Source organism: Escherichia sp. E2562, from assembly GCF_005781075.1.
In the GTDB taxonomy this organism is placed as follows: Bacteria; Pseudomonadota; Gammaproteobacteria; order Enterobacterales; family Enterobacteriaceae; genus Escherichia.
In genome coordinates, this window is the sequence record NZ_VATM01000002.1 from 297,384 (window position 1) to 316,361 (window position 18,978).

Genomic DNA, 18,978 nt, shown 5'->3' on the forward strand with positions numbered 1-18,978 from the left:
GGAATAGTATGGCTAGAGTCTCTCTTTCATGGGCATTGATTCTTGGTCTTTTAGCCGGTATCGGCCCGATGTGTACCGATCTTTATTTGCCGGCTTTGCCGGAGATGTCAGAGCAACTGGCGGCAACCTCGACCATAACGCAATTAACGCTGACCGCATCACTGATCGGTCTTGGCGTCGGACAACTGTTATTTGGCCCTCTGAGCGACAAAATAGGGCGTAAACGTCCGTTAATCTTGTCGTTGCTATTGTTTATTGTTTCTTCCATTTTGTGCGCGACAACGAACAATATTTACTGGCTGGTGGTCTGGCGTTTTATTCAAGGGATCGCGGGGGCAGGTGGTTCGGTGCTCTCTCGTTCTATTGCTCGTGACAAATATCAGGGAGTAACGCTGACCCAGTTCTTTGCGCTGTTAATGACGGTGAATGGCCTGGCTCCGGTGTTGTCGCCAGTGCTGGGCGGTTATATTGTCAGCACGTTTGACTGGCGCACTTTATTCTGGGTGATGGCTGAAATTAGCACCGTACTGTTGCTGGGCTGCCTGTTATTTATCAATGAGACATTGCCAGAAAATAAAAGGGGCTCTTCATTGCTATTAACCGGACGAAGCGTGGTGCAGAACCGCCGTTTTACGCGCCTTTGCCTGATTCAAAGTTTTATGCTAGCAGGCTTGTTTGCGTACATCGGCTCTTCGTCGTTCGTGTTGCAGAAGGAATTTGGCTTTAGTCCAATGCAATTTAGCCTGGTGTTTGGCCTTAACGGCATCGGACTTATCATCGCTTCATGGATCTTCTCGCGCCTGGCGCGACGAGTTAACGCGATTATATTGCTGAGAGGTGGCCTGATAGCGGCAATTTTGTGTGCATTGCTCACGGTCTTATGCGCATGGATACAATTGCCCATTCCGGCACTGGTGGCATTATTTTTCACCATCGCATTTTGTAGCGGCATCGGCACTGTTGGCGGGGCAGAGGCTATGAGTGCAGTAGGGACGCAGGAATCTGGAACGGCGTCTGCGTTGATGGGGATGAGCATGTTTGTCTTCGGCGGTATAGCCGCGCCATTGTCGGGGCTTGGTGGGGAAACGCTGTTAAAAATGAGCCTGGCAATTATGGTGTGTTATACGCTGGCATTGCTGGTTGCTCTCACCAGAATCGACAATCAAAAGTAATGAATACCTCATTCTGACGGGGATTTACCCTGTCAGAATGAGGTACCGAATACTAACGATCTTTACGCCACGCATCCGCCGTCAATGCTTCGCCAAAGTGGCCGGAAATTAGCCGTTTGGTGAGTTCGTGCAGCGGCGATGCCAACACATCCGCAGTGCTACCGCGTTCGACAACTTCTCCCTGATGCATGACCAGCACCTGGTCGCTGATGTGCTTCATCATCCCGATATGCTGGGTAACATAAATATAAGAAATACCCTGTTTCTCTTGTAACTCCAGCATCAGGTTAATTAGCTGCGAACGCATCGACATATCCAGCGAGGCGAGGGCTTCATCGGCAATAATCACTTTTGGGCGCAATATCAGCGCGCGCGCCAGACCAAGACGCTGTTTTTGCCCGGGGGCCAACATATGCGGATAGTAACTGACGTGATCCGGCAGCAGCCCGACCATACGCATTGTTTCAATAATCTGTTTGCGGCGCTGTTCCGGTTCCAGGTCCGTGTTCAAACGCAGTGGAAAATCAAGGATCTGCGAAATACGTTGACGTGGATTCAATGAAGTCGACGGATCCTGAAATATCATGCGAATACGCTGGCTTCGGAAGGAATAATCGCCAAAATGCAGAGGATGATCGTCAATCAATAACTCGCCGCTGGTTGGCTCAATCATTCCTGCCAGCATCTTTGCCAGCGTCGATTTACCGGAACCGTTCTCACCAATAATCGCCAGTGTCTGGCGTTCACGCAGCGTAAAGCTCAATGGTTTTACCGCTTCGACTGTCTGACGGCGAAACCAGCCGGTCCTGTAGCGGAACGTTTTGCTTAAATTACGCACTTCGAGCAGAGTTTCTATCATCTCACTCTTTCTCCATGTTCAGCGGGAAATGACAGGCATAGAGATGATTTTTCGCTCCCGTCAGACGCGGCGTTACAATACATTCTCGTTGTGCGTAAGGGCAACGCGGCCCCAGACGACAACCAATCGGTAATTGTTCCAGCAGCGGGATTGCGCCCGGCAGGGTATTGAGGCGGCTTTTATGCGGCATCGCACTGCCAAAGTCCGGTATCGCGCGTATCAGCGCCTGGGTGTAAGGATGATGCGGCATTGTCACCAGCTCCTTACTTGGCGCGGATTCCACTGTCTGGCCACAATAAAGCACGTTGATTTTATCCGCCCATTGGCTAAGCATTTGTAAGTCATGGCTGATAAGCAAAATAGTGGTGTTGCTGTTTTGGTTGAGACGTGTCAACAGGCGGAAAATTTGCGCCTGCGTTGTTGGCTCCATCGAGTTGGTCGGTTCGTCGGCAATCAGTAGACGCGGTTGATTCGCCAGTGCAATGGCTATCATCACTTTCTGGCATTCACCTTCGGTCAACTCGTAAGGGAAACTGCGCATCGCATCTTTATGATCTTTAATCCCCACGCGGTGTAGCAACTCAATGGCGCGGCGTTTGCGCCAGCCAAAACGCTGCCACCAACGGCCTTTATAGGTCCAGGCCGGGATGTTTTGCATCAACTGGCGACCCACACGTTCCGATGGATCAAGACACGATTGCGGTTCCTGGAAAATCATCGACACGTTGTGTCCAACCAGTTTGCGCCGTTCGCGTGCGGAGAGACGCAGCAAATCGATATCATCAAAACGCATTCGGTCAGCGGTAACACGCCAGTTATCTTTATTCACCCCACAAATCGCTTTCGCAATCAAACTTTTGCCGGAGCCGGATTCGCCAACAAGACCGCGAATTTCACCTTCGGTTAAGGTCATACTCACGCGGTCGACGGCTTTAACCCATTCATCACCGGTTTTAAATTCAATAGTCAGGTTACGAATATCCAATAATGGCATTATTCCACCCCCGCAATAATCGCACGACGAACGCCATCGCCAAGGAGGTTAACCAACAACACGCTAATCATAATTGCCGCACCTGGCAGCATTACGGTCCACGGGGCGACATAAATCAGTTCCAGCGCGTCACCAAGCATCGCGCCCCATTCAGGCGAGGGCAGTTGTGCGCCGAGGTCAAGAAAGCCCAGCGCGGCGATATCGAGAATTGCCATCGACAATGCGCGAGTGATCTCGGTGACCAGTCCGGCGGTGATGTTAGGCATCACCGCAAACCAGAGAATATTCAGCGTCGTTGCGCCATCCAGACGGGCGGCGATAACGTACTCTTTTTCCAGTTCGTCATGAACCATGCTGTAAATCGAACGTACCATACGCGGCAGCAGTGCCAACCAGACGGCAAACATGGCGTGCGATAAACTCGGTCCGGCAAATGCTACTACGATAATCGCCAACAGCAGGGACGGAATCGCCAGCAAAGTATCCAGAATATGGTTTAGCACCGCTGACCGCAGACCGTGCGTTGCACCGGCGAAGGTGCCAAGTACCAGACCACAAATCGTCGCGGCGAGCGTCACCACAAATGCGCCCCCCACGGTAGGTGCTGCGCCACTCAATAAACGGCTTAAAACGTCGCGTCCCAGGTCGTCGGTCCCAAGGAAGAACGAGACTTCGCCATAGCGTGACCATGACGGCGGCAACAATTGATAACCAAGAAATTGCTGGTCGATGCCGTAAGGCGCAAACCAGCTACCAAAAATACACAGCACCGCCAGCCCCGCGCAGCCGTACAGGCCGACCATCGCAGCGGCGTCTCCATAGAATTTGCGCCAGGCAGTACGCAGCGTGCCCGGCGGGCGCTTCTCGCTGTATACGCTATCGTAAGGCATACCATTCCTTATGTTTCAGAGGGTTAGCCATGGCACCCAAAATATCAGATATCACGTTAATAATAATAACCAATGAACCGCACACCATCACTCCGGCGGAAATGGCTGCGTAATCCTGCTGGCGGATGGCGTTAATTAACCAGCGCCCTAAACCCGGCCAGCTAAAAACCATTTCGGTGATCATCGCCAGCGTCAGCATGGTGGAAAACTGCAAGCCCAGGCGAGGAATAACCGGAGGTAACGCGTTATGCAGCACGTGGCGACGCAAAATAGTAAAGCGCGACAAACCGCGAGTCGCCGCCGCTTTCACATAGTTTTGGTCATAGACTTCGATGGTGCTGATACGCATCAATCGGATCACTTCAGTTGTTGGCGCAACTGACAGGGTTATCACGGGCAATACCATATGGCGAAGTGCGCTCATGATCATTTCGTCCCGCCACGGTGAGTCCGAAAGCCAGGCATCAATTAACGCAAAGCCGGTAATCGGTTTCACTTCATAGAGCAGATCGAAACGCCCTGAAACGGGCAGCCAACCTAGCGTGAGTGAACAAAACAGCGTCAACAGAAGCGCCAGCCAGAACACCGGGATGGAAAAGCCCAGCAAGGCGATGGCGTTGATCAAGTTATCCTGCCACTTATGGCGTGTAATCCCGGCAATCATGCCCACCGGGATCCCGACAATCAGCGCAAAACCGAAGGCGAGGATGCACAACTCCATCGTTGCCGGAAAGACTTCTTTTAACTGTTCGGCAATAGGCTGGCCGTTAATGCTGGAAACACCAAAATCCCAGTGGATCAGTCCATTAAACCAGAACACCCAGGCATTCCACAGTGAAGCGCCTTGTAACGGCGCGTGTGGCGTGAAATAGCTCAAACTGAAGCCAACAAAGGTCAGCAGGAATAAGGTGACGATTAATAACAAAATACGACGTAAGGTGAAGATAATCATGGTTTTTTCACCTCTTCTTGCTTCTCGCGATACACCCCCGCGAAGGAGGCGTTACCGAACGGGCTCAGTACCAGACCTTTAATATCGTAACGGTAGGCCTGCAAGCGCAGTGATGAGGCCAGCGGCAGAATGGGCAGTTCCTGCGCCAGAATGCTTTGCGCTTCATCATAGGCTTCAATACGCGCCGCCAGTTGTTGCGAGGAGAGGGCATTACGCAACACGCTGTCGAATTTCGGATCGCACCAGTGGGCAAGGTTGGTTTGCGAGTGAATAGCCGCGCAGCTCAGTAACGGACGGAAGAAACTGTCCGGGTCGTTACTGTCCGTCGCCCAACCAGATAACGTCAGATCATGGCTCATATCCATCAACCGCGCCTCCTGAAAACGACCTTCTACCGGCACAATCACCACTTTCACGCCAACCTGCGCCATATCCGCCTGAATCAGTTCGGCAGTTTTCAGCGGACTGGGGTTCCATGCCTGCGATCGTGTCGGTACCCACAGTTTCAGCGTTAAGTTTTCTAGCCCCAACGCTTTCAGTTGTTCGCGCGATTTCGCTGGGTTGTATTCAGTAATTTTAGCCTCGTTGTCATAAGCCCACGAGGCGCGCGGTAAAATAGAGGCCGCAGTTTCAGCCGTACCATAATAGATGGATTGCATCAGGCGCTGGTTATTGATAGCCAACGCCAGCGCATGGCGGACAGCCGGATTATTTAGCGGCGGTTTGGCGGTGTTAAACGCCAGATAGGCGACGTTCATCCCCGGGCGCAGCGTTAAACGCAAACGCGGGTCGTCGCGCAAAATGGATAACTGGCTGGCGGCAGGCCAGGCCAGAACGTCACATTCACCGGTCAGGAGTTTCGACAATCGTCCGGTACCGCCGGAGCCTAAATCCACCACCACCTGCGGCATCAACGGTTTGCCACGCCAGAACTCATCGTGACGTTGTAAGCGAATATATTGCCCGGCGCGGTATTCCGACAATTGATACGGTCCGGTGCCGACCGGTTGACGGTCGAGTTGTTCCTGGCGATCTTCTTTCTCTAATTTCTGGGCGTATTCGGCAGACATTACCGACGCATAGTGGGTCGCCAGGTGCCATAAGAAGGATGCATCCGGCTGGGCGAGACGGAACTCAACGGTGTGATTATCCAGCTTGCGGACACTTTTAACGTTATCGGCAAATTGCAGACTGTCGAAATAGGGGAAGTTACTGCCGTTGACGTTATGCCACGGATTATTGCGGTCAAAAATCCGTTGGAAGGTAAACACCACATCATCGGCATTCATTTTGCGAGTGGGAGTAAACCAGGCGGTTTTTTGAAACGGGACATCGCGACGCAGGTGGAAGCGATAGGTTGCGCCGTTGTCGAGCACTTCCCAGCTTTCGGCAAGTTCTGGCATCAGGCGATAGGTATACGGATCGACATCCAGCAGTCGATCATAAAACTGGGCGGCAAGGGTATCGACAATTAACCCACTGCTCGCTTTGGATGGGTTAAAGGTGTTGACTTGCCCGCTGACGCAATAGACAAAACCGCTGTCGCGGATATCAGCATGCGGGGGGGATTCAGGCGCGGCTATTGCCTGACCACTCACAAGTCCAGCAATCACCAAAAGAGACGATAATACCTGGCGCATAATATTAAGGGATTTTATGTAAAGAGGCTATCTTACTAATATTTAATGACATTTGCCATTACCGTTTGTGTTCAGGGGTCGTAATGAGGGCCGTGTGGTTGGTCGTTGAACAGGTGGCGTCGCCATCTGTTCAACATTCGTACCCGTGATTTCTCTATAACTATAACTCACAGAACAACTTAGCGAAGAGCAGAGCGGTACGATCGTGAGAAACCCATTAAAGCAGGCTGCGGTGCGTGTCATTTATAGCCGGATGCGGCGTGAACGATTTATCCGGGCAACGATACTGACCGAGCGTCTGCAATTAAATAATTATTCATTACCCCATTGATTCAAAAACTCTGCGATTTCATCAATGCGCGCGGGATTAATCCCCGCCTCAGCGGCCATGTCATGCTGGGCTTCTTCGCTGATCTCTTCATTGTTCATCAAACGGGTGAGTAGTAACTGGAAGTAATGGGCCAGCGGTGTGCGTTCTGCGTCTGCGACAGGTTCTGCGCATTCAGTTGCGTATTCATCGGCAATATCGAAATATTTTAATGGGATATCGTGGTTCATTGTTTGCCCCTGGAGTTAATGCGCTAAGCATAAGGGCGGATGATAGCACTCGTGATCCGGGTCATACATCTTTTTATAGTTAATGGCGCGGCGCATTACCCTCAGGCAGGATAATGCGCCGTGCATCCTGGATATTACGTTTCGCTCACCGGCGTTCTGTCACCATCATACAACGGCACTTTGCGATAGCGGCGGATCAGATACCACAAATATGCGCCGCCTAACGAAGCCCATACCAGACCCAGCGTCAGCGAGGTGGCTTCGAGGTTAATCCACAGCACGCCCACCGTCAGCGCGCCAACCAGCGGCATTAATAAATAGTGGAAGTGTTCCTTCCAGCTTTTATTCATTCCTTTGCGCCGCCAGAAGTGGTTGAACACCGACAGGTTAACGAAGGTAAACGCTACCAACGCGCCGAAGTTAATTAACGCTGTGGCGGTAACTAAATCGAAGAACAGCGCCGACATCGCGACAATCCCGACCATAATGACGTTCAGCGCCGGAGTCCGCCATTTCGGATGCACATAGCCAAACACGCGCTCCGGAAACACATTGTCACGCCCCATCACATACAGCAGACGCGACACGCTGGCATGTGAAGCCAGGCCAGACGCTAACGTGTTCACAAACGTGGTGCAGAGGAAAATCGACTGGAACAGCTTGCCGCCGACGTACAGTGCAATTTCCGGCAGCGCGGCGTCCGGGTCTTTAAAGCGGCTGATATCCGGGAAGAACAGCTGCATAAAGAACGACGCCGCAATAAAGATAACGCCGCCGTAGACCGCCGTCAGGAAGATGGCTTTCGGGATCACGCGTGCGGCGTCCGGCGTCTCTTCCGAAAGCGTGGTCACCGCATCGAAACCGAGGAACGAGAAACAGACAATCGTCGCCCCGGTAATAATCGGGATCAAGTGCGCGTTCTCGCTGATAAACGGCTGAAGTGACCAGACGGTGCCAACGCCTTCTCCTTTATGCAGTCCCTGAACCACCAGGAAGATAAACACCACCATGATGGAGATTTGCACCAGCACAAACAGGGTATTGAAGTTAGCCACCAGGTTGACGCTCTTCAGGTTCGCGGCAGTTAAGATGGCGACGAACGTCACCACCCACACCCACGGTGGCACTTCCGGGAAGAGGGCGGAGAGATAGATCTTCGCCAACAAGACGTTGATCATCGGCAAAAAGAGATAATCCAGCAGCGATGACCAGCCGACCATAAAACCGACGTGCGGGTTAATCGACTTTTGCGCGTAGGTATAGGCCGAACCTGCCTCCGGGAACTGGCGAACCAGTTTGCCGTAGCTGATAGCGGTAAACAGCACGCCTGCCAGCGCCAGCAAATAAGATGCCGGAACGTGACCGTTGCTAATACCGGAAACGATGCCAAACGTATCGAACACGGTCATTGGCGTGAGATAGGCCAGACCCATCATCACCACCTGCCACAACTTCAGTGATTTTCGCAGACGGGTTTTGCCGGGTTGCGCAGCAATATTCAGTGGTGAATTAATAGCCATAATTGTTGCCTCCCCTGCGTAATAAGGTTTGCGGTCGTGTCGACCTGAAATCAAACCTGTTTAGCAAGGGAAGCAAAGGGGGCGGAGTCCAGTCAGTCGCAGGGAGGGCGCACACGCAGCCTCCCTCGCCATGCGGGGATTTAATCATCGGCATCATCTCATTTCCTCGTCACAGTCTTAATCGTTAACGGAAGCCCGTTGCCGCCTGCGCTCCATAACGCGACATCCGGGAAATGTCTGGATTACCAGCAAATGTCAGGCCTGGCTCCGCTCAGGCCGATGAAACAACCCCGCAAGGGGTACTATGCGTTTTTCAACATCCACTCAATTTCTGTTTCTGTGATGAGGCGCTCAAACTGCAACAACTCATCATTTTTACAGGCGTGATACACATGGCAAAAACGCTCACCTAAATAGCGGCGCAAATGATCGTTCTCGATAAACTCCCACAGGGCATCGCTCTGGCGAATCGGGAAGGGTAAGCCTTCCTGCTCCAGCCCGTTGCCTTCTACTTCTTCCTGCAACGGCAGTTCGTTATCAAGGCCATGCAAAATACCGGCAAAAATCGCTGCCATCACCAGATATGGGTTGGCATCGGCACCTGCCACGCGATATTCCACGCGGTGGTTATGACGATCGCCGCACGGAATACGCAGGGCGACGGTGCGGTTGTTATGGCCCCACGACGCCTGCGTTGGCACATACATGCCTGGCTGGAAGCGGCGATAGGAATTCACGTTCGGCGCCAGCAGCGCCATTGATGACGGCATCAGGTCGATCATCCCGGCGAGCATCTTTTTCAGCAGCGGCGAATCTTCGCCTTCTGCGTCAGAAAGCACGTTCTCGCCACGATTATTTTGCATACTGATATGGATATGCATCCCGCTGCCCGCGTGCTCTTCATACGGCTTCGCCATAAAAGTGGCGTGCATCTTATGCTTTTCTGCCATCAGGCGCACCAGGCGTTTTAGCGCCAGCGCATCATCGCAGGCTTCCAGCACGTTATCGGTATGGTAAAGGTTGATTTCAAACTGGCCTGGCGAGGCTTCGGCGACCGCACCGTCGGCGGGAATTAACTGTAACTGCGCCAGTTCATCAATATCATTGAGCACATCGGCGAAGTGGTTGAGGTTATCAACCGAGTAAACCTGACTTTGTGTATTGCGGTCATCGGTGCCGGGCGCGCAGGGTGGTTGCAGATACCCTTCAGCGTCGCGCTGGCGATCCAGTAAATAGAACTCCAGCTCTACCGCTACAACCGGGAACAATCCGCGCTGGCGTAGCTGCTGCCACAGGCGGTTAAGTACGTTCCGCGGCTCAACGTCAAAGGGAGCGCCATCTTCATCGACCATGGTCAGGAGTATCTGACCGATAAACTCTGGATCGGCAGCAGAAGGGGTTAAGGTACCGAGTATTGGCACACAAGTACGATCTGGTTCACCCATTTCCTGACCCAGGCCCGCTTCTTCTACTACATTGCCCAGAATATCCATTGCAAACACCGAGGCCGGGAAGTAACACCCTTTTTCCAGCTTCTGCAGACTTGAAACTGGAATGCGTTTCCCACGGAAGCAACCATTCAAATCAGTAAGTAAAACATCAACATATTGTGTATTCGGGTAGCGCTCCAGGTAGCGTTTCACTTCCTGCGTAAAGGCGCTACCCCGCCTCTCTTCTGACTGCTGAACAAAGTTCTCTACTTCAACGATATTGGTTTCCATGATTCTTCGCCTTTGGTTTGTTTTCCGCTCGTTAGCAAAGCGTAAAATATAATGACCACCATTCGAATCTGTATGCAAACTAAATGTTTGTCAAATGTTAAATTGAGTTTGCAAAAATGAAAACCCACTGCTAGATTGAAAAAATATTGAACATAAAGGTCATTTAAACCGCAGTAATGGCGATAATTTAGTCCACTTTGTGAGATTGAGCATGGAAAATATAATGAACAATCCGGTTGTCGGTGTCGTAATGTGCAGGAACAGGCTTAAGGGTCATACGACCCAGACTCTGCAAGAAAAGTATCTGAATGCCATCGTCCACGCGGGCGGTTTACCGATTGCGCTGCCACATGCGCTGGCGGAACCGTCATTACTTGAAGAACTGCTGCCGAAACTCGATGGCATTTATCTTCCAGGTAGTCCCAGCAATGTGCAGCCGCACCTATATGGTGAAAACGGCGATGAGCCTGACGCCGATCCCGGGCGTGATCTTCTGAGCATGGCGTTAATTAATGCCGCACTCGAAAGGCGCATCCCCATTTTCGCCATCTGCCGGGGGTTACAGGAACTGGTGGTAGCAACCGGTGGGTCGTTGCATCGCAAACTGTGCGAACAGCCTGAATTGCTGGAACATCGTGAAGATCCCGAACTACCGGTGGAGCAGCAATATGCGCCGTCGCACGAAGTTCAGGTTGAAGAGGGGGGATTACTGTCTGCATTGTTACCTGAATGTAGCAACTTTTGGGTAAACTCTCTGCATGGACAAGGGGCGAAGGTCGTTAGCCCGCAGTTGCGTGTTGAAGCTCGCTCGCCGGATGGCCTGGTTGAGGCGGTGAGCGTCATCAATCATCCTTTCGCGCTGGGCGTACAGTGGCACCCGGAATGGAACAGTAGCGAGTACGCGCTTTCGCGTATATTGTTCGAGGGCTTTATCACCGCTTGTCAGAACCATATCGCTGAAAAACAGCGACTCTGACCACTACAGTTAAGGAAATGCAAATATGAGTGATGAGGGACTGGCGCCAGGAAAACGCTTGTCAGAAATCCGCCAGCAGCAGGGGCTTTCACAACGTCGTGCCGCCGAACTCTCCGGGCTGACTCACAGTGCTATCAGTACGATAGAACAAGATAAAGTCAGCCCTGCCATCAGTACGCTGCAAAAGCTACTGAAGGTGTATGGTCTGTCACTTTCGGAATTCTTTTCCGAGCCGGAAAAACCTGATGAACCGCAGGTCGTCATTAATCAGGACGACTTAATTGAAATGGGCAGTCAGGGTGTGTCGATGAAGCTGGTGCATAACGGTAACCCGAATCGCACGCTGGCGATGATCTTTGAAACGTACCAGCCGGGCACAACCACTGGGGAAAGAATTAAGCATCAGGGTGAGGAAATAGGCACTGTACTGGAAGGTGAAATTGTTCTGACGATTAATGGTCAGGATTACCACCTCGTCGCGGGGCAAAGTTATGCCATTAATACCGGCATCCCGCACAGTTTCAGTAATACGTCGGCAGGCATTTGCCGAATTATCAGCGCCCATACGCCCACCACGTTTTAATCTTTTTGCTTTTGTAGGCCGGGTAAGCGAAACGCCACCCGGCTAGCTATAAAGGCAATCTATAAAGAATGTCGCCGGAAATAAACGGGCTCATCGCCCGGGGATCTCTGCGCCCTGACGTTCACAAACTGCATATATCTGATAGACGTGAAACAGGAGTCATAATGAATTTTCATCATCTGGCTTACTGGCAGGATAAAGCGTTAAGTCTCGCCATTGAAACCCGCTTATTTATTAACGGTGAATATACCGCTGCGGCGGAAAATGAAACCTTTGAAACCGTTGATCCGGTCACCCAGGCACCGCTGGCGAATATCGCGCGCGGCAAGAGCGCCGATATCGACCGTGCGGTGAGCGCAGCACGCGGCGTATTTGAACGCGGCGACTGGTCGCAGGCCGCCCCGGCAAAACGTAAAGCGGTGCTGAATAAACTCGCCGATTTAATGGAAGTCAACGCCGAAGAGCTGGCACTGCTGGAAACTCTCGACACCGGCAAACCGATTCGTCACAGCCTGCGTGATGATATTCCCGGCGCGGCGCGCGCCATTCGCTGGTACGCCGAAGCGATCGACAAAGTGTATGGCGAAGTGGCGACCACCAGTAGCCATGAGCTGGCGATGATCGTGCGTGAACCGGTCGGCGTGATTGCTGCCATTGTACCGTGGAACTTTCCGCTGCTGCTGACTTGCTGGAAGCTTGGCCCAGCGCTGGCGGCAGGGAACAGCGTGATTCTAAAACCATCTGAAAAATCACCGCTCAGTGCGATTCGTCTCGCGGGGCTGGCGAAAGAAGCAGGTCTGCCGGATGGCGTGCTGAACGTGGTGACGGGGTTTGGTCATGAAGCGGGGCAGGCGCTGTCGCGTCATAACGATATCGACGCCATTGCCTTTACTGGTTCAACCCGCACCGGGAAACAGCTGCTGAAAGATGCTGGCGACAGCAACATGAAACGCGTCTGGCTGGAAGCGGGCGGCAAAAGCGCCAACATCGTTTTCGCTGACTGCCCGGATCTGCAAAAAGCCGCGAGCGCAACAGCCGCAGGTATCTTCTACAACCAGGGCCAGGTGTGCATCGCTGGAACGCGTTTGTTGCTGGAAGAGAGCATCGCCGATGAATTCTTAGCCCTGTTAAAACAGCAGGCGCAAAACTGGCAGCCGGGCCACCCGCTTGATCCCGCGACCACCATGGGCACCTTAATCGACAGCGCTCACGCCGACTCGGTGCATAGCTTTATTCGTGAAGGCGAAGGCAAAGGGCAACTGCTGCTGGATGGACGCAACGCCGAACTGGCAGCGGCCATCGGCCCGACCATCTTTGTGGATGTGGACCCGAATGCGTCCTTAAGTCGCGAAGAGATTTTCGGCCCGGTGCTGGTGGTCACGCGTTTCACATCAGAAGAGCAGGCGCTACAGCTTGCTAATGACAGCCAGTACGGGCTCGGCGCGGCGGTATGGACGCGCGATCTCTCCCGTGCGCACCGCATGAGCCGCCGCCTGAAAGCTGGTTCCGTCTTCGTCAATAACTACAACGACGGCGATATGACCGTGCCGTTTGGCGGCTATAAGCAGAGCGGCAATGGTCGCGATAAATCCCTGCATGCCCTTGAAAAATTCACCGAACTGAAAACCATCTGGATAAGCCTGGAGGCCTGAAATGACCGAACATACCAGCAGTTACTACGCCGCCAGTGCGAATCAATACGCGCAATTCGACACGCTGAATGAGTCGATTTCCTGCGACGTTTGCGTGGTCGGTGGCGGCTATACCGGGCTGTCTTCCGCGCTGCATCTGGCAGAAGCGGGCTTTGACGTGGTGGTTCTCGAAGCCTCACGTATCGGCTTTGGCGCCAGCGGGCGCAACGGCGGGCAGCTTGTGAACTCCTACAGCCGCGACATCGACGTTATCGAAAAAAGCTACGGCATGGACACCGCCCGTATGCTTGGCAGCATGATGTTTGAGGGTGGAGAAATCATCCGCGAGCGCATCAAACGTTATCAGATTGACTGCGACTACCGCCCCGGCGGCCTGTTTGTAGCGATGAATGATAAACAGCTCGCCACGCTCGAAGAGCAGAAAGAGAACTGGGAACGCTACGGTAATAAACAGCTGGAGATGCTGGACGCCAACGCCATTCGCCGCGAAGTGGCCAGCGATCGCTACACCGGCGCGCTGCTGGATCACAGTGGCGGGCATATCCACCCGTTGAACCTCGCCATTGGCGAAGCGGACGCCATCCGCCTGAACGGTGGGCGCGTGTATGAGCTCTCTGCGGTGACGCAGATCCAGCACACTACGCCCGCCGTGGTGCGCACTGCCAAAGGCCAGGTGACGGCGAAGTATGTGATTGTCGCCGGGAATGCGTACCTGGGCGATAAAGTGGAGCCGGAACTGGCGAAACGCAGTATGCCGTGCGGCACGCAGGTGATCACTACCGAACGGCTTTCCGATGAGTTAGCCCGTTCGCTGATCCCGAAAAACTACTGCGTTGAAGACTGTAATTATCTGCTTGATTACTACCGTCTTACCGCCGACAACCGCCTGCTGTACGGCGGCGGTGTGGTGTACGGCGCGCGCGCCCCGGATGACGTTGAGCGTCTTGTGGTGCCGAAACTGCTGAAAACCTTCCCGCAGCTGAAGGGCGTGAAAATTGATTACCGCTGGACGGGCAACTTCCTGCTGACCCTTTCACGGATGCCGCAGTTCGGTCGCCTTGATACCAACATTTATTACATGCAGGGCTACAGCGGCCACGGCGTGACCTGTACCCATCTCGCTGGGCGTTTGATTGCCGAACTGCTGCGCGGTGACGCCGAACGTTTCGACGCCTTCGCCAATCTCCCGCATTACCCGTTCCCCGGCGGGCGCACGCTGCGCGTGCCGTTTACCGCGATGGGCGCGGCTTATTACAGCCTGCGCGATCGTCTGGGCGTTTAATTTCCGATTAACCGTGAAGAGTCAAAAGGTGTGAAACATGAGCAACAATGAATTCCATCAGCGTCGTCTTTCTGCCACTCCGCGCGGGGTTGGCGTGATGTGTAACTTCTTCGCCCAGTCGGCTGAAAATGCCACGCTGAAGGATGTTGAAGGCAACGAATATATCGATTTCGCCGCAGGCATCGCGGTGCTGAACACCGGACATCGCCATCCTGAACTGGTGGCGGCAGTGGAACAGCAACTGCAACAGTTTACCCACACGGCGTATCAGATCGTGCCATACGAAAGCTACGTCACCCTGGCGGAGAAAATCAACGCCCTGGCCCCGGTGAGCGGGCAGGCTAAAACCGCGTTCTTCACCACCGGCGCAGAAGCGGTTGAGAACGCGGTGAAAATCGCCCGCGCCCATACCGGACGCCCTGGCGTGATTGCGTTTAGCGGCGGCTTCCACGGTCGTACGTTTATGACCATGGCGTTAACTGGAAAGGTCGCGCCGTACAAAATTGGCTTCGGCCCGTTCCCCGGTTCGGTGTATCACGTGCCGTATCCGTCAGAACTGCATGGCATTTCGACGCAAGATTCCCTTGACGCCATCGAACGCTTGTTTAAATCGGACATTGAAGCGAAGCAGGTGGCGGCGATTATTTTCGAACCGGTGCAGGGCGAGGGCGGCTTCAACGTGGCGCCAAAAGAGCTGGTTTCTGCCATTCGCCGCTTGTGCGACGAACACGGCATCGTGATGATTGCCGATGAAGTGCAAAGCGGTTTTGCGCGTACAGGTAAATTGTTTGCCATGGATCATTACGCCGATAAGCCGGATTTAATGACGATGGCGAAAAGCCTGGCGGGCGGTATGCCGCTTTCAGGCGTGGTCGGTAACGCGAATATTATGGACGCCCCCGCGCCGGGCGGGCTTGGCGGTACCTACGCCGGGAACCCGCTGGCGGTGGCTGCCGCGCACGCGGTGCTCAACATTATCGACAAAGAATCACTTTGCGAACGCGCGAATCAACTGGGCCAGCGCCTGACAAACACGCTTATTGAGGCCAAAGAAAACGTTCCGGCGATCGCGGCAGTACGTGGTCTGGGGTCGATGATTGCAGCAGAGTTTAACGATCCGCAAACGGGCGAACCGTCAGCGGAGATTGCGCAGAAAATCCAGCAACGTGCGCTGGCGCAGGGGCTGCTACTCCTGACCTGTGGCGCATACGGCAACGTGATTCGTTTCCTGTATCCGCTGACCATCCCGGATGCGCAATTCGATGCGGCAATGAAAATTTTGCAGGATGCGCTGAGAGATTAATACGCAGAAGCGAAGGCCAACGCAATAATGCCTGATGCGCCGCGCTTATCAGGCCTACAAATGACGTATTGATTATGTAGGCCGAATAAGGCGTTCACGCCGTATCCGGCAAGTTGTATTGCCCAACTTCGCTAAATCTGGTGCTTTTTCAACAACGCGCGGAACTGATGATAGGTTAATCCCAGCAATTCAGCTGCGCGTTTCTGGTTATATTTCCCCTGTTGCAAACTGAGTTGCAGCAACTCTTTTTCCTGCTGCATCTGAAACTCACGTAAATCCAGCGGCAGCGTCGGAAGCGAGGTGGTTTCTGAAACGGCGATGGCTTCTTCAGGTGGACGCCGTTTAAAGGGATCAATAATGATGTCATCAAGCGGATAATCGCTGGTGCCGTGGCGATACACCGAACGTTCCACCACGTTTTTCAATTCACGAATATTTCCCGGCCAGCGATAATTCAGCAACGTTTCTCTGGCGCGCTCGGTAAAACCCGGGAACAGAGGCAGTTTGATTTCCCGACACATCTGGATGGCAAAATGTTCTGCCATCAACATAATGTCGCTTTCGCGTTCGCGCAGTGGTGGCAGTTGCACAACATCAAAAGCCAGCCGGTCGAGCAGGTCAGCGCGAAAAGTACCTTCATTGACCATCGCCGGAAGATCGGCATTCGTCGCGCATACCAACCGCACATTCACCTGCAATGGCTGGCTGCCGCCAACGCGCTCCAGTTCACCATACTCAATCACGCGCAATAATTTTTCCTGCACCATCATCGGTGCTGTAGCGAGTTCATCAAGAAATAGCGTACCGCCGTCGGCACGTTCAAATCTCCCTGGATGACGTTTTTGCGCACCGGTAAACGCCCCCGCTTCGTGACCAAATAGTTCGGAATCCAGCAGATTTTCATTTAACGCCGCGCAGTTAAGGGAAATAAACGGCCCTTGCCAACGAGAGGAGAGATAATGCAGACGGCTGGCGATCAGCTCTTTACCTGTTCCGCGCTCGCCGATGATGAGCACCGGTTTGTCCAGCGGTGCGAGATGCGAAACCTGCTCTAAAACTTCGAGAAAGCTGTTCGCCTCACCGAGTAAGTTATCTTTGTATTCTGCCATGATGAAATTCGCCACTTGTTAGTGTAATTCGCTAATTCATCCTGGCATGTTGCTGTTGATTCTTCAATCAGATCTTTATAAATCAAAAAGATAAAAAATTGGCACGCAAATTGTATTAACAGTTCAGCAGGACAATCCTGAACGAAGAAATCAAGAGGACAACATTATGGGTATTTTTTCTCGCTTTGCCGACATCGTGAATGCCAACATCAACGCTCTGTTAGAGAAAGCGGAAGATCCGCAGAAACTGGTGCGTCTGATGATCCAGGAAATGGAAGACACGCTGGTTGAAGTGCGTTCTACTTCGGCACGTGCGCTGGCGGAAAAGAAACAGCTGACTCGCCGTATTGAACAAGCGTCGGCGCGTGAAGTTGAGTGGCAGGAAAAAGCCGAACTGGCACTGCTGAAAGATAGAGAAGACCTGGCGCGTGCGGCGTTAATTGAAAAACAGAAACTGACCGATCTGATTAAGTCCCTGGAACATGAAGTGACGCTGGTGGACGATACGCTGGTGCGTATGAAGAAAGAGATTGGCGAGCTGGAAAACAAATTGAGCGAAACTCGTGCTCGCCAGCAGGCATTGATGTTGCGTCATCAGGCCGCAAACTCGTCGCGCGATGTGCGTCGTCAGTTGGACAGTGGCAAACTGGATGAAGCGATGGCCCGTTTCGAATCTTTCGAGCGCCGTATCGACCAGATGGAAGCAGAAGCGGAAAGCCACAGTTTCGGCAAACAAAAATCGCTGGATGATCAGTTTGCCGAGCTGAAAGCTGATGATGCAATCAGCGAGCAACTGGCACAATTAAAAGCCAAAATGAAGCAAGACAATCAATAATAACATCCAGGCGGCGTCCGAACACGCCGCCGCTCATCCCTTAAGGAGTCCTTATGAGCGCGCTATTTCTGGCTATTCCGTTAACCATCTTTGTGCTGTTTGTTTTACCGATTTGGTTATGGCTGCATTACAGCAACCGCTCCAGTCGTGGAGAGCTTTCGCAAAGCGAACAACAGCGATTAGCGCAACTGGCTGATGAAGCAAAACGGATGCGCGAGCGTATTCAGGCGCTGGAATCCATTCTTGATGCTGAACATCCGAACTGGAGGGATCGCTAATGGCGGGTATTAATCTCAATAAAAAATTATGGCGCATTCCACAACAGGGCATGGTACGCGGGGTCTGTGCCGGGATTGCTAACTATTTTGATGTACCGGTAAAACTGGTACGTATTCTGGTGGTGCTGTCGATTTTCTTCGGCCTGGCGCTGTTTACCCTGGTTGCTTACATCATTTTGTCATTTGCGCTTGACCCGATGCCTGACAACATGGCGTTTGGTGAACAACAACCTTCCAGCAGCGAATTGCTGGATGAAGTCGACCGTGAACTGGCGGCCAGTGAAACGCGTTTACGCGAGATGGAACGTTATGTCACTTCCGACACCTTCACGCTACGTAGCCGTTTCCGTCAACTGTGAGGAAAGTTATGAATACTCGCTGGCAACAGGCCGGGCAAAAGATGAAGCCTGGTTTCAAATTAGCAGGCAAGCTGGTACTTCTTACCGCACTGCGCTATGGCCCGGCGGGTGTGGCTGGTTGGGCGATAAAATCAGTTGCTCGCCGACCGCTGAAAATGTTGCTGGCTGTGGCGCTGGAACCGCTATTAAGTCGGGCTGCCAATAAACTGGCGCAGCGTTATAAAAGGTGAGGGGAGTTCCGCAAAAATTGTTAGATCTCAGGCGTATAATGGATGGCAATTTTCATCCATAGAAG

20 protein-coding genes are annotated in these 18,978 nt (G+C 52.9%); 10 read left to right on the plus strand and 10 right to left on the minus strand.

The features are described from left to right. Positions 1-8 precede the first annotated feature (8 nt). A complete protein-coding gene (locus FEK43_RS03240; protein WP_135406494.1) occupies positions 9-1,172 on the plus strand; it encodes a multidrug effflux MFS transporter in 1,164 nt (387 codons plus the stop codon). A gap of 52 nt (positions 1,173-1,224) precedes the next feature. Here FEK43_RS03240 and sapF read toward each other — a convergent pair whose 3' ends face one another. The 9 genes from sapF to puuA all read right to left on the minus strand — a co-directional run bounded on the left by sapF (position 1,225) and on the right by puuA (position 10,306). Further along, the gene (gene sapF / locus FEK43_RS03245) at positions 1,225-2,031 is read right to left on the minus strand and encodes a peptide ABC transporter ATP-binding protein SapF (RefSeq protein WP_000573415.1); all 807 of its coding nucleotides are present in this window, start codon (positions 2,029-2,031) and stop codon (positions 1,225-1,227) included. A 1-nt stretch (position 2,032) separates the two neighbouring features. Then, the gene (sapD, locus tag FEK43_RS03250; RefSeq protein WP_001128856.1) at positions 2,033-3,025 is read right to left on the minus strand and encodes a peptide ABC transporter ATP-binding protein SapD; all 993 of its coding nucleotides are present in this window, start codon (positions 3,023-3,025) and stop codon (positions 2,033-2,035) included. Beyond that, positions 3,025-3,915 (minus strand): peptide ABC transporter permease SapC, encoded by an 891-nt coding sequence (sapC, locus tag FEK43_RS03255; RefSeq protein WP_130208813.1) that lies wholly within the window; start codon positions 3,913-3,915, stop codon positions 3,025-3,027. Before sapC ends, sapD begins: the two co-directional genes overlap by 1 nt. Then, on the minus strand, positions 3,902-4,867 hold the full coding sequence (gene sapB / locus FEK43_RS03260; RefSeq protein WP_064527260.1) for a putrescine export ABC transporter permease SapB: 966 nt from the start codon (positions 4,865-4,867) through the stop codon (positions 3,902-3,904). The genes sapC and sapB overlap by 14 nt, the downstream gene beginning before the upstream one ends. After that, positions 4,864-6,507 carry an ABC transporter substrate-binding protein SapA gene (sapA, locus tag FEK43_RS03265; RefSeq protein ID WP_130208811.1) on the minus strand — a complete coding sequence of 548 codons (1,644 nt, stop codon included), beginning with the start codon at positions 6,505-6,507 and terminating at the stop codon, positions 4,864-4,866. The genes sapB and sapA overlap by 4 nt, the downstream gene beginning before the upstream one ends. A 312-nt stretch (positions 6,508-6,819) precedes the next feature. Next, positions 6,820-7,065, minus strand: a complete 246-nt coding sequence (locus tag FEK43_RS03270; protein ID WP_130208809.1) for a YmjA family protein — start codon at positions 7,063-7,065, stop codon at positions 6,820-6,822. Between the two features lie 134 nt (positions 7,066-7,199). Then, on the minus strand, positions 7,200-8,585 hold the full coding sequence (gene puuP / locus FEK43_RS03275) for a putrescine/proton symporter PuuP (RefSeq protein ID WP_130208807.1): 1,386 nt from the start codon (positions 8,583-8,585) through the stop codon (positions 7,200-7,202). Then, on the minus strand, positions 8,575-8,739 hold the full coding sequence (locus tag FEK43_RS03280) for a hypothetical protein (RefSeq protein ID WP_130208911.1): 165 nt from the start codon (positions 8,737-8,739) through the stop codon (positions 8,575-8,577). Before FEK43_RS03280 ends, puuP begins: the two co-directional genes overlap by 11 nt. A 148-nt stretch (positions 8,740-8,887) precedes the next feature. Next, positions 8,888-10,306, minus strand: a complete 1,419-nt coding sequence (gene puuA / locus FEK43_RS03285) for a glutamate-putrescine ligase (protein ID WP_130208805.1) — start codon at positions 10,304-10,306, stop codon at positions 8,888-8,890. Between the two features lie 211 nt (positions 10,307-10,517). On the opposite strand from puuA, the gene puuD reads away from it, so the two are divergent. From puuD to puuE, 5 genes are all read left to right on the plus strand, one after another. Beyond that, positions 10,518-11,282 (plus strand): gamma-glutamyl-gamma-aminobutyrate hydrolase, encoded by a 765-nt coding sequence (puuD, locus tag FEK43_RS03290; RefSeq protein WP_135406496.1) that lies wholly within the window; start codon positions 10,518-10,520, stop codon positions 11,280-11,282. 25 nt (positions 11,283-11,307) lie between these two features. Beyond that, complete coding sequence (puuR, locus tag FEK43_RS03295; protein ID WP_001278727.1) at positions 11,308-11,865, plus strand: HTH-type transcriptional regulator PuuR; 558 nt, start codon at positions 11,308-11,310, stop codon at positions 11,863-11,865. A 164-nt stretch (positions 11,866-12,029) separates the two neighbouring features. Continuing rightward, the gene (gene puuC, locus FEK43_RS03300) at positions 12,030-13,517 is read left to right on the plus strand and encodes an aldehyde dehydrogenase PuuC (protein ID WP_135406498.1); all 1,488 of its coding nucleotides are present in this window, start codon (positions 12,030-12,032) and stop codon (positions 13,515-13,517) included. A gap of 1 nt (position 13,518) precedes the next feature. After that, a complete protein-coding gene (gene puuB / locus FEK43_RS03305) occupies positions 13,519-14,799 on the plus strand; it encodes a gamma-glutamylputrescine oxidase (protein ID WP_135406501.1) in 1,281 nt (426 codons plus the stop codon). A 37-nt stretch (positions 14,800-14,836) separates the two neighbouring features. Continuing rightward, a complete protein-coding gene (puuE, locus tag FEK43_RS03310; protein ID WP_135406503.1) occupies positions 14,837-16,102 on the plus strand; it encodes a 4-aminobutyrate transaminase in 1,266 nt (421 codons plus the stop codon). 131 nt (positions 16,103-16,233) lie between these two features. Here puuE and pspF read toward each other — a convergent pair whose 3' ends face one another. Then, entirely contained in the window at positions 16,234-17,211 is a 978-nt protein-coding gene (gene pspF / locus FEK43_RS03315; RefSeq protein ID WP_001602351.1) for a phage shock protein operon transcriptional activator, read from the minus strand. Between the two features lie 166 nt (positions 17,212-17,377). Here pspF and pspA point away from each other — a divergent pair, with 166 nt between their 5' ends. Genes pspA through pspD form a run of 4 tightly spaced genes read left to right on the plus strand, consistent with a single transcriptional unit; the run spans position 17,378 to position 18,913 of the window. Further along, a complete protein-coding gene (gene pspA, locus FEK43_RS03320; RefSeq protein ID WP_000511019.1) occupies positions 17,378-18,046 on the plus strand; it encodes a phage shock protein PspA in 669 nt (222 codons plus the stop codon). 53 nt (positions 18,047-18,099) lie between these two features. Further along, positions 18,100-18,324, plus strand: coding sequence for an envelope stress response membrane protein PspB (gene pspB, locus FEK43_RS03325; RefSeq protein ID WP_001274965.1), 225 nt, complete (start codon positions 18,100-18,102; stop codon positions 18,322-18,324). Beyond that, the gene (pspC, locus tag FEK43_RS03330) at positions 18,324-18,683 is read left to right on the plus strand and encodes an envelope stress response membrane protein PspC (RefSeq protein WP_130208793.1); all 360 of its coding nucleotides are present in this window, start codon (positions 18,324-18,326) and stop codon (positions 18,681-18,683) included. Before pspB ends, pspC begins: the two co-directional genes overlap by 1 nt. Positions 18,684-18,691: 8 nt before the next feature. Then, positions 18,692-18,913: a phage shock protein PspD gene (gene pspD / locus FEK43_RS03335; RefSeq protein ID WP_096839698.1), complete on the plus strand. Its 222-nt coding sequence runs from the start codon at positions 18,692-18,694 to the stop codon at positions 18,911-18,913. Positions 18,914-18,978 lie beyond the last annotated feature (65 nt).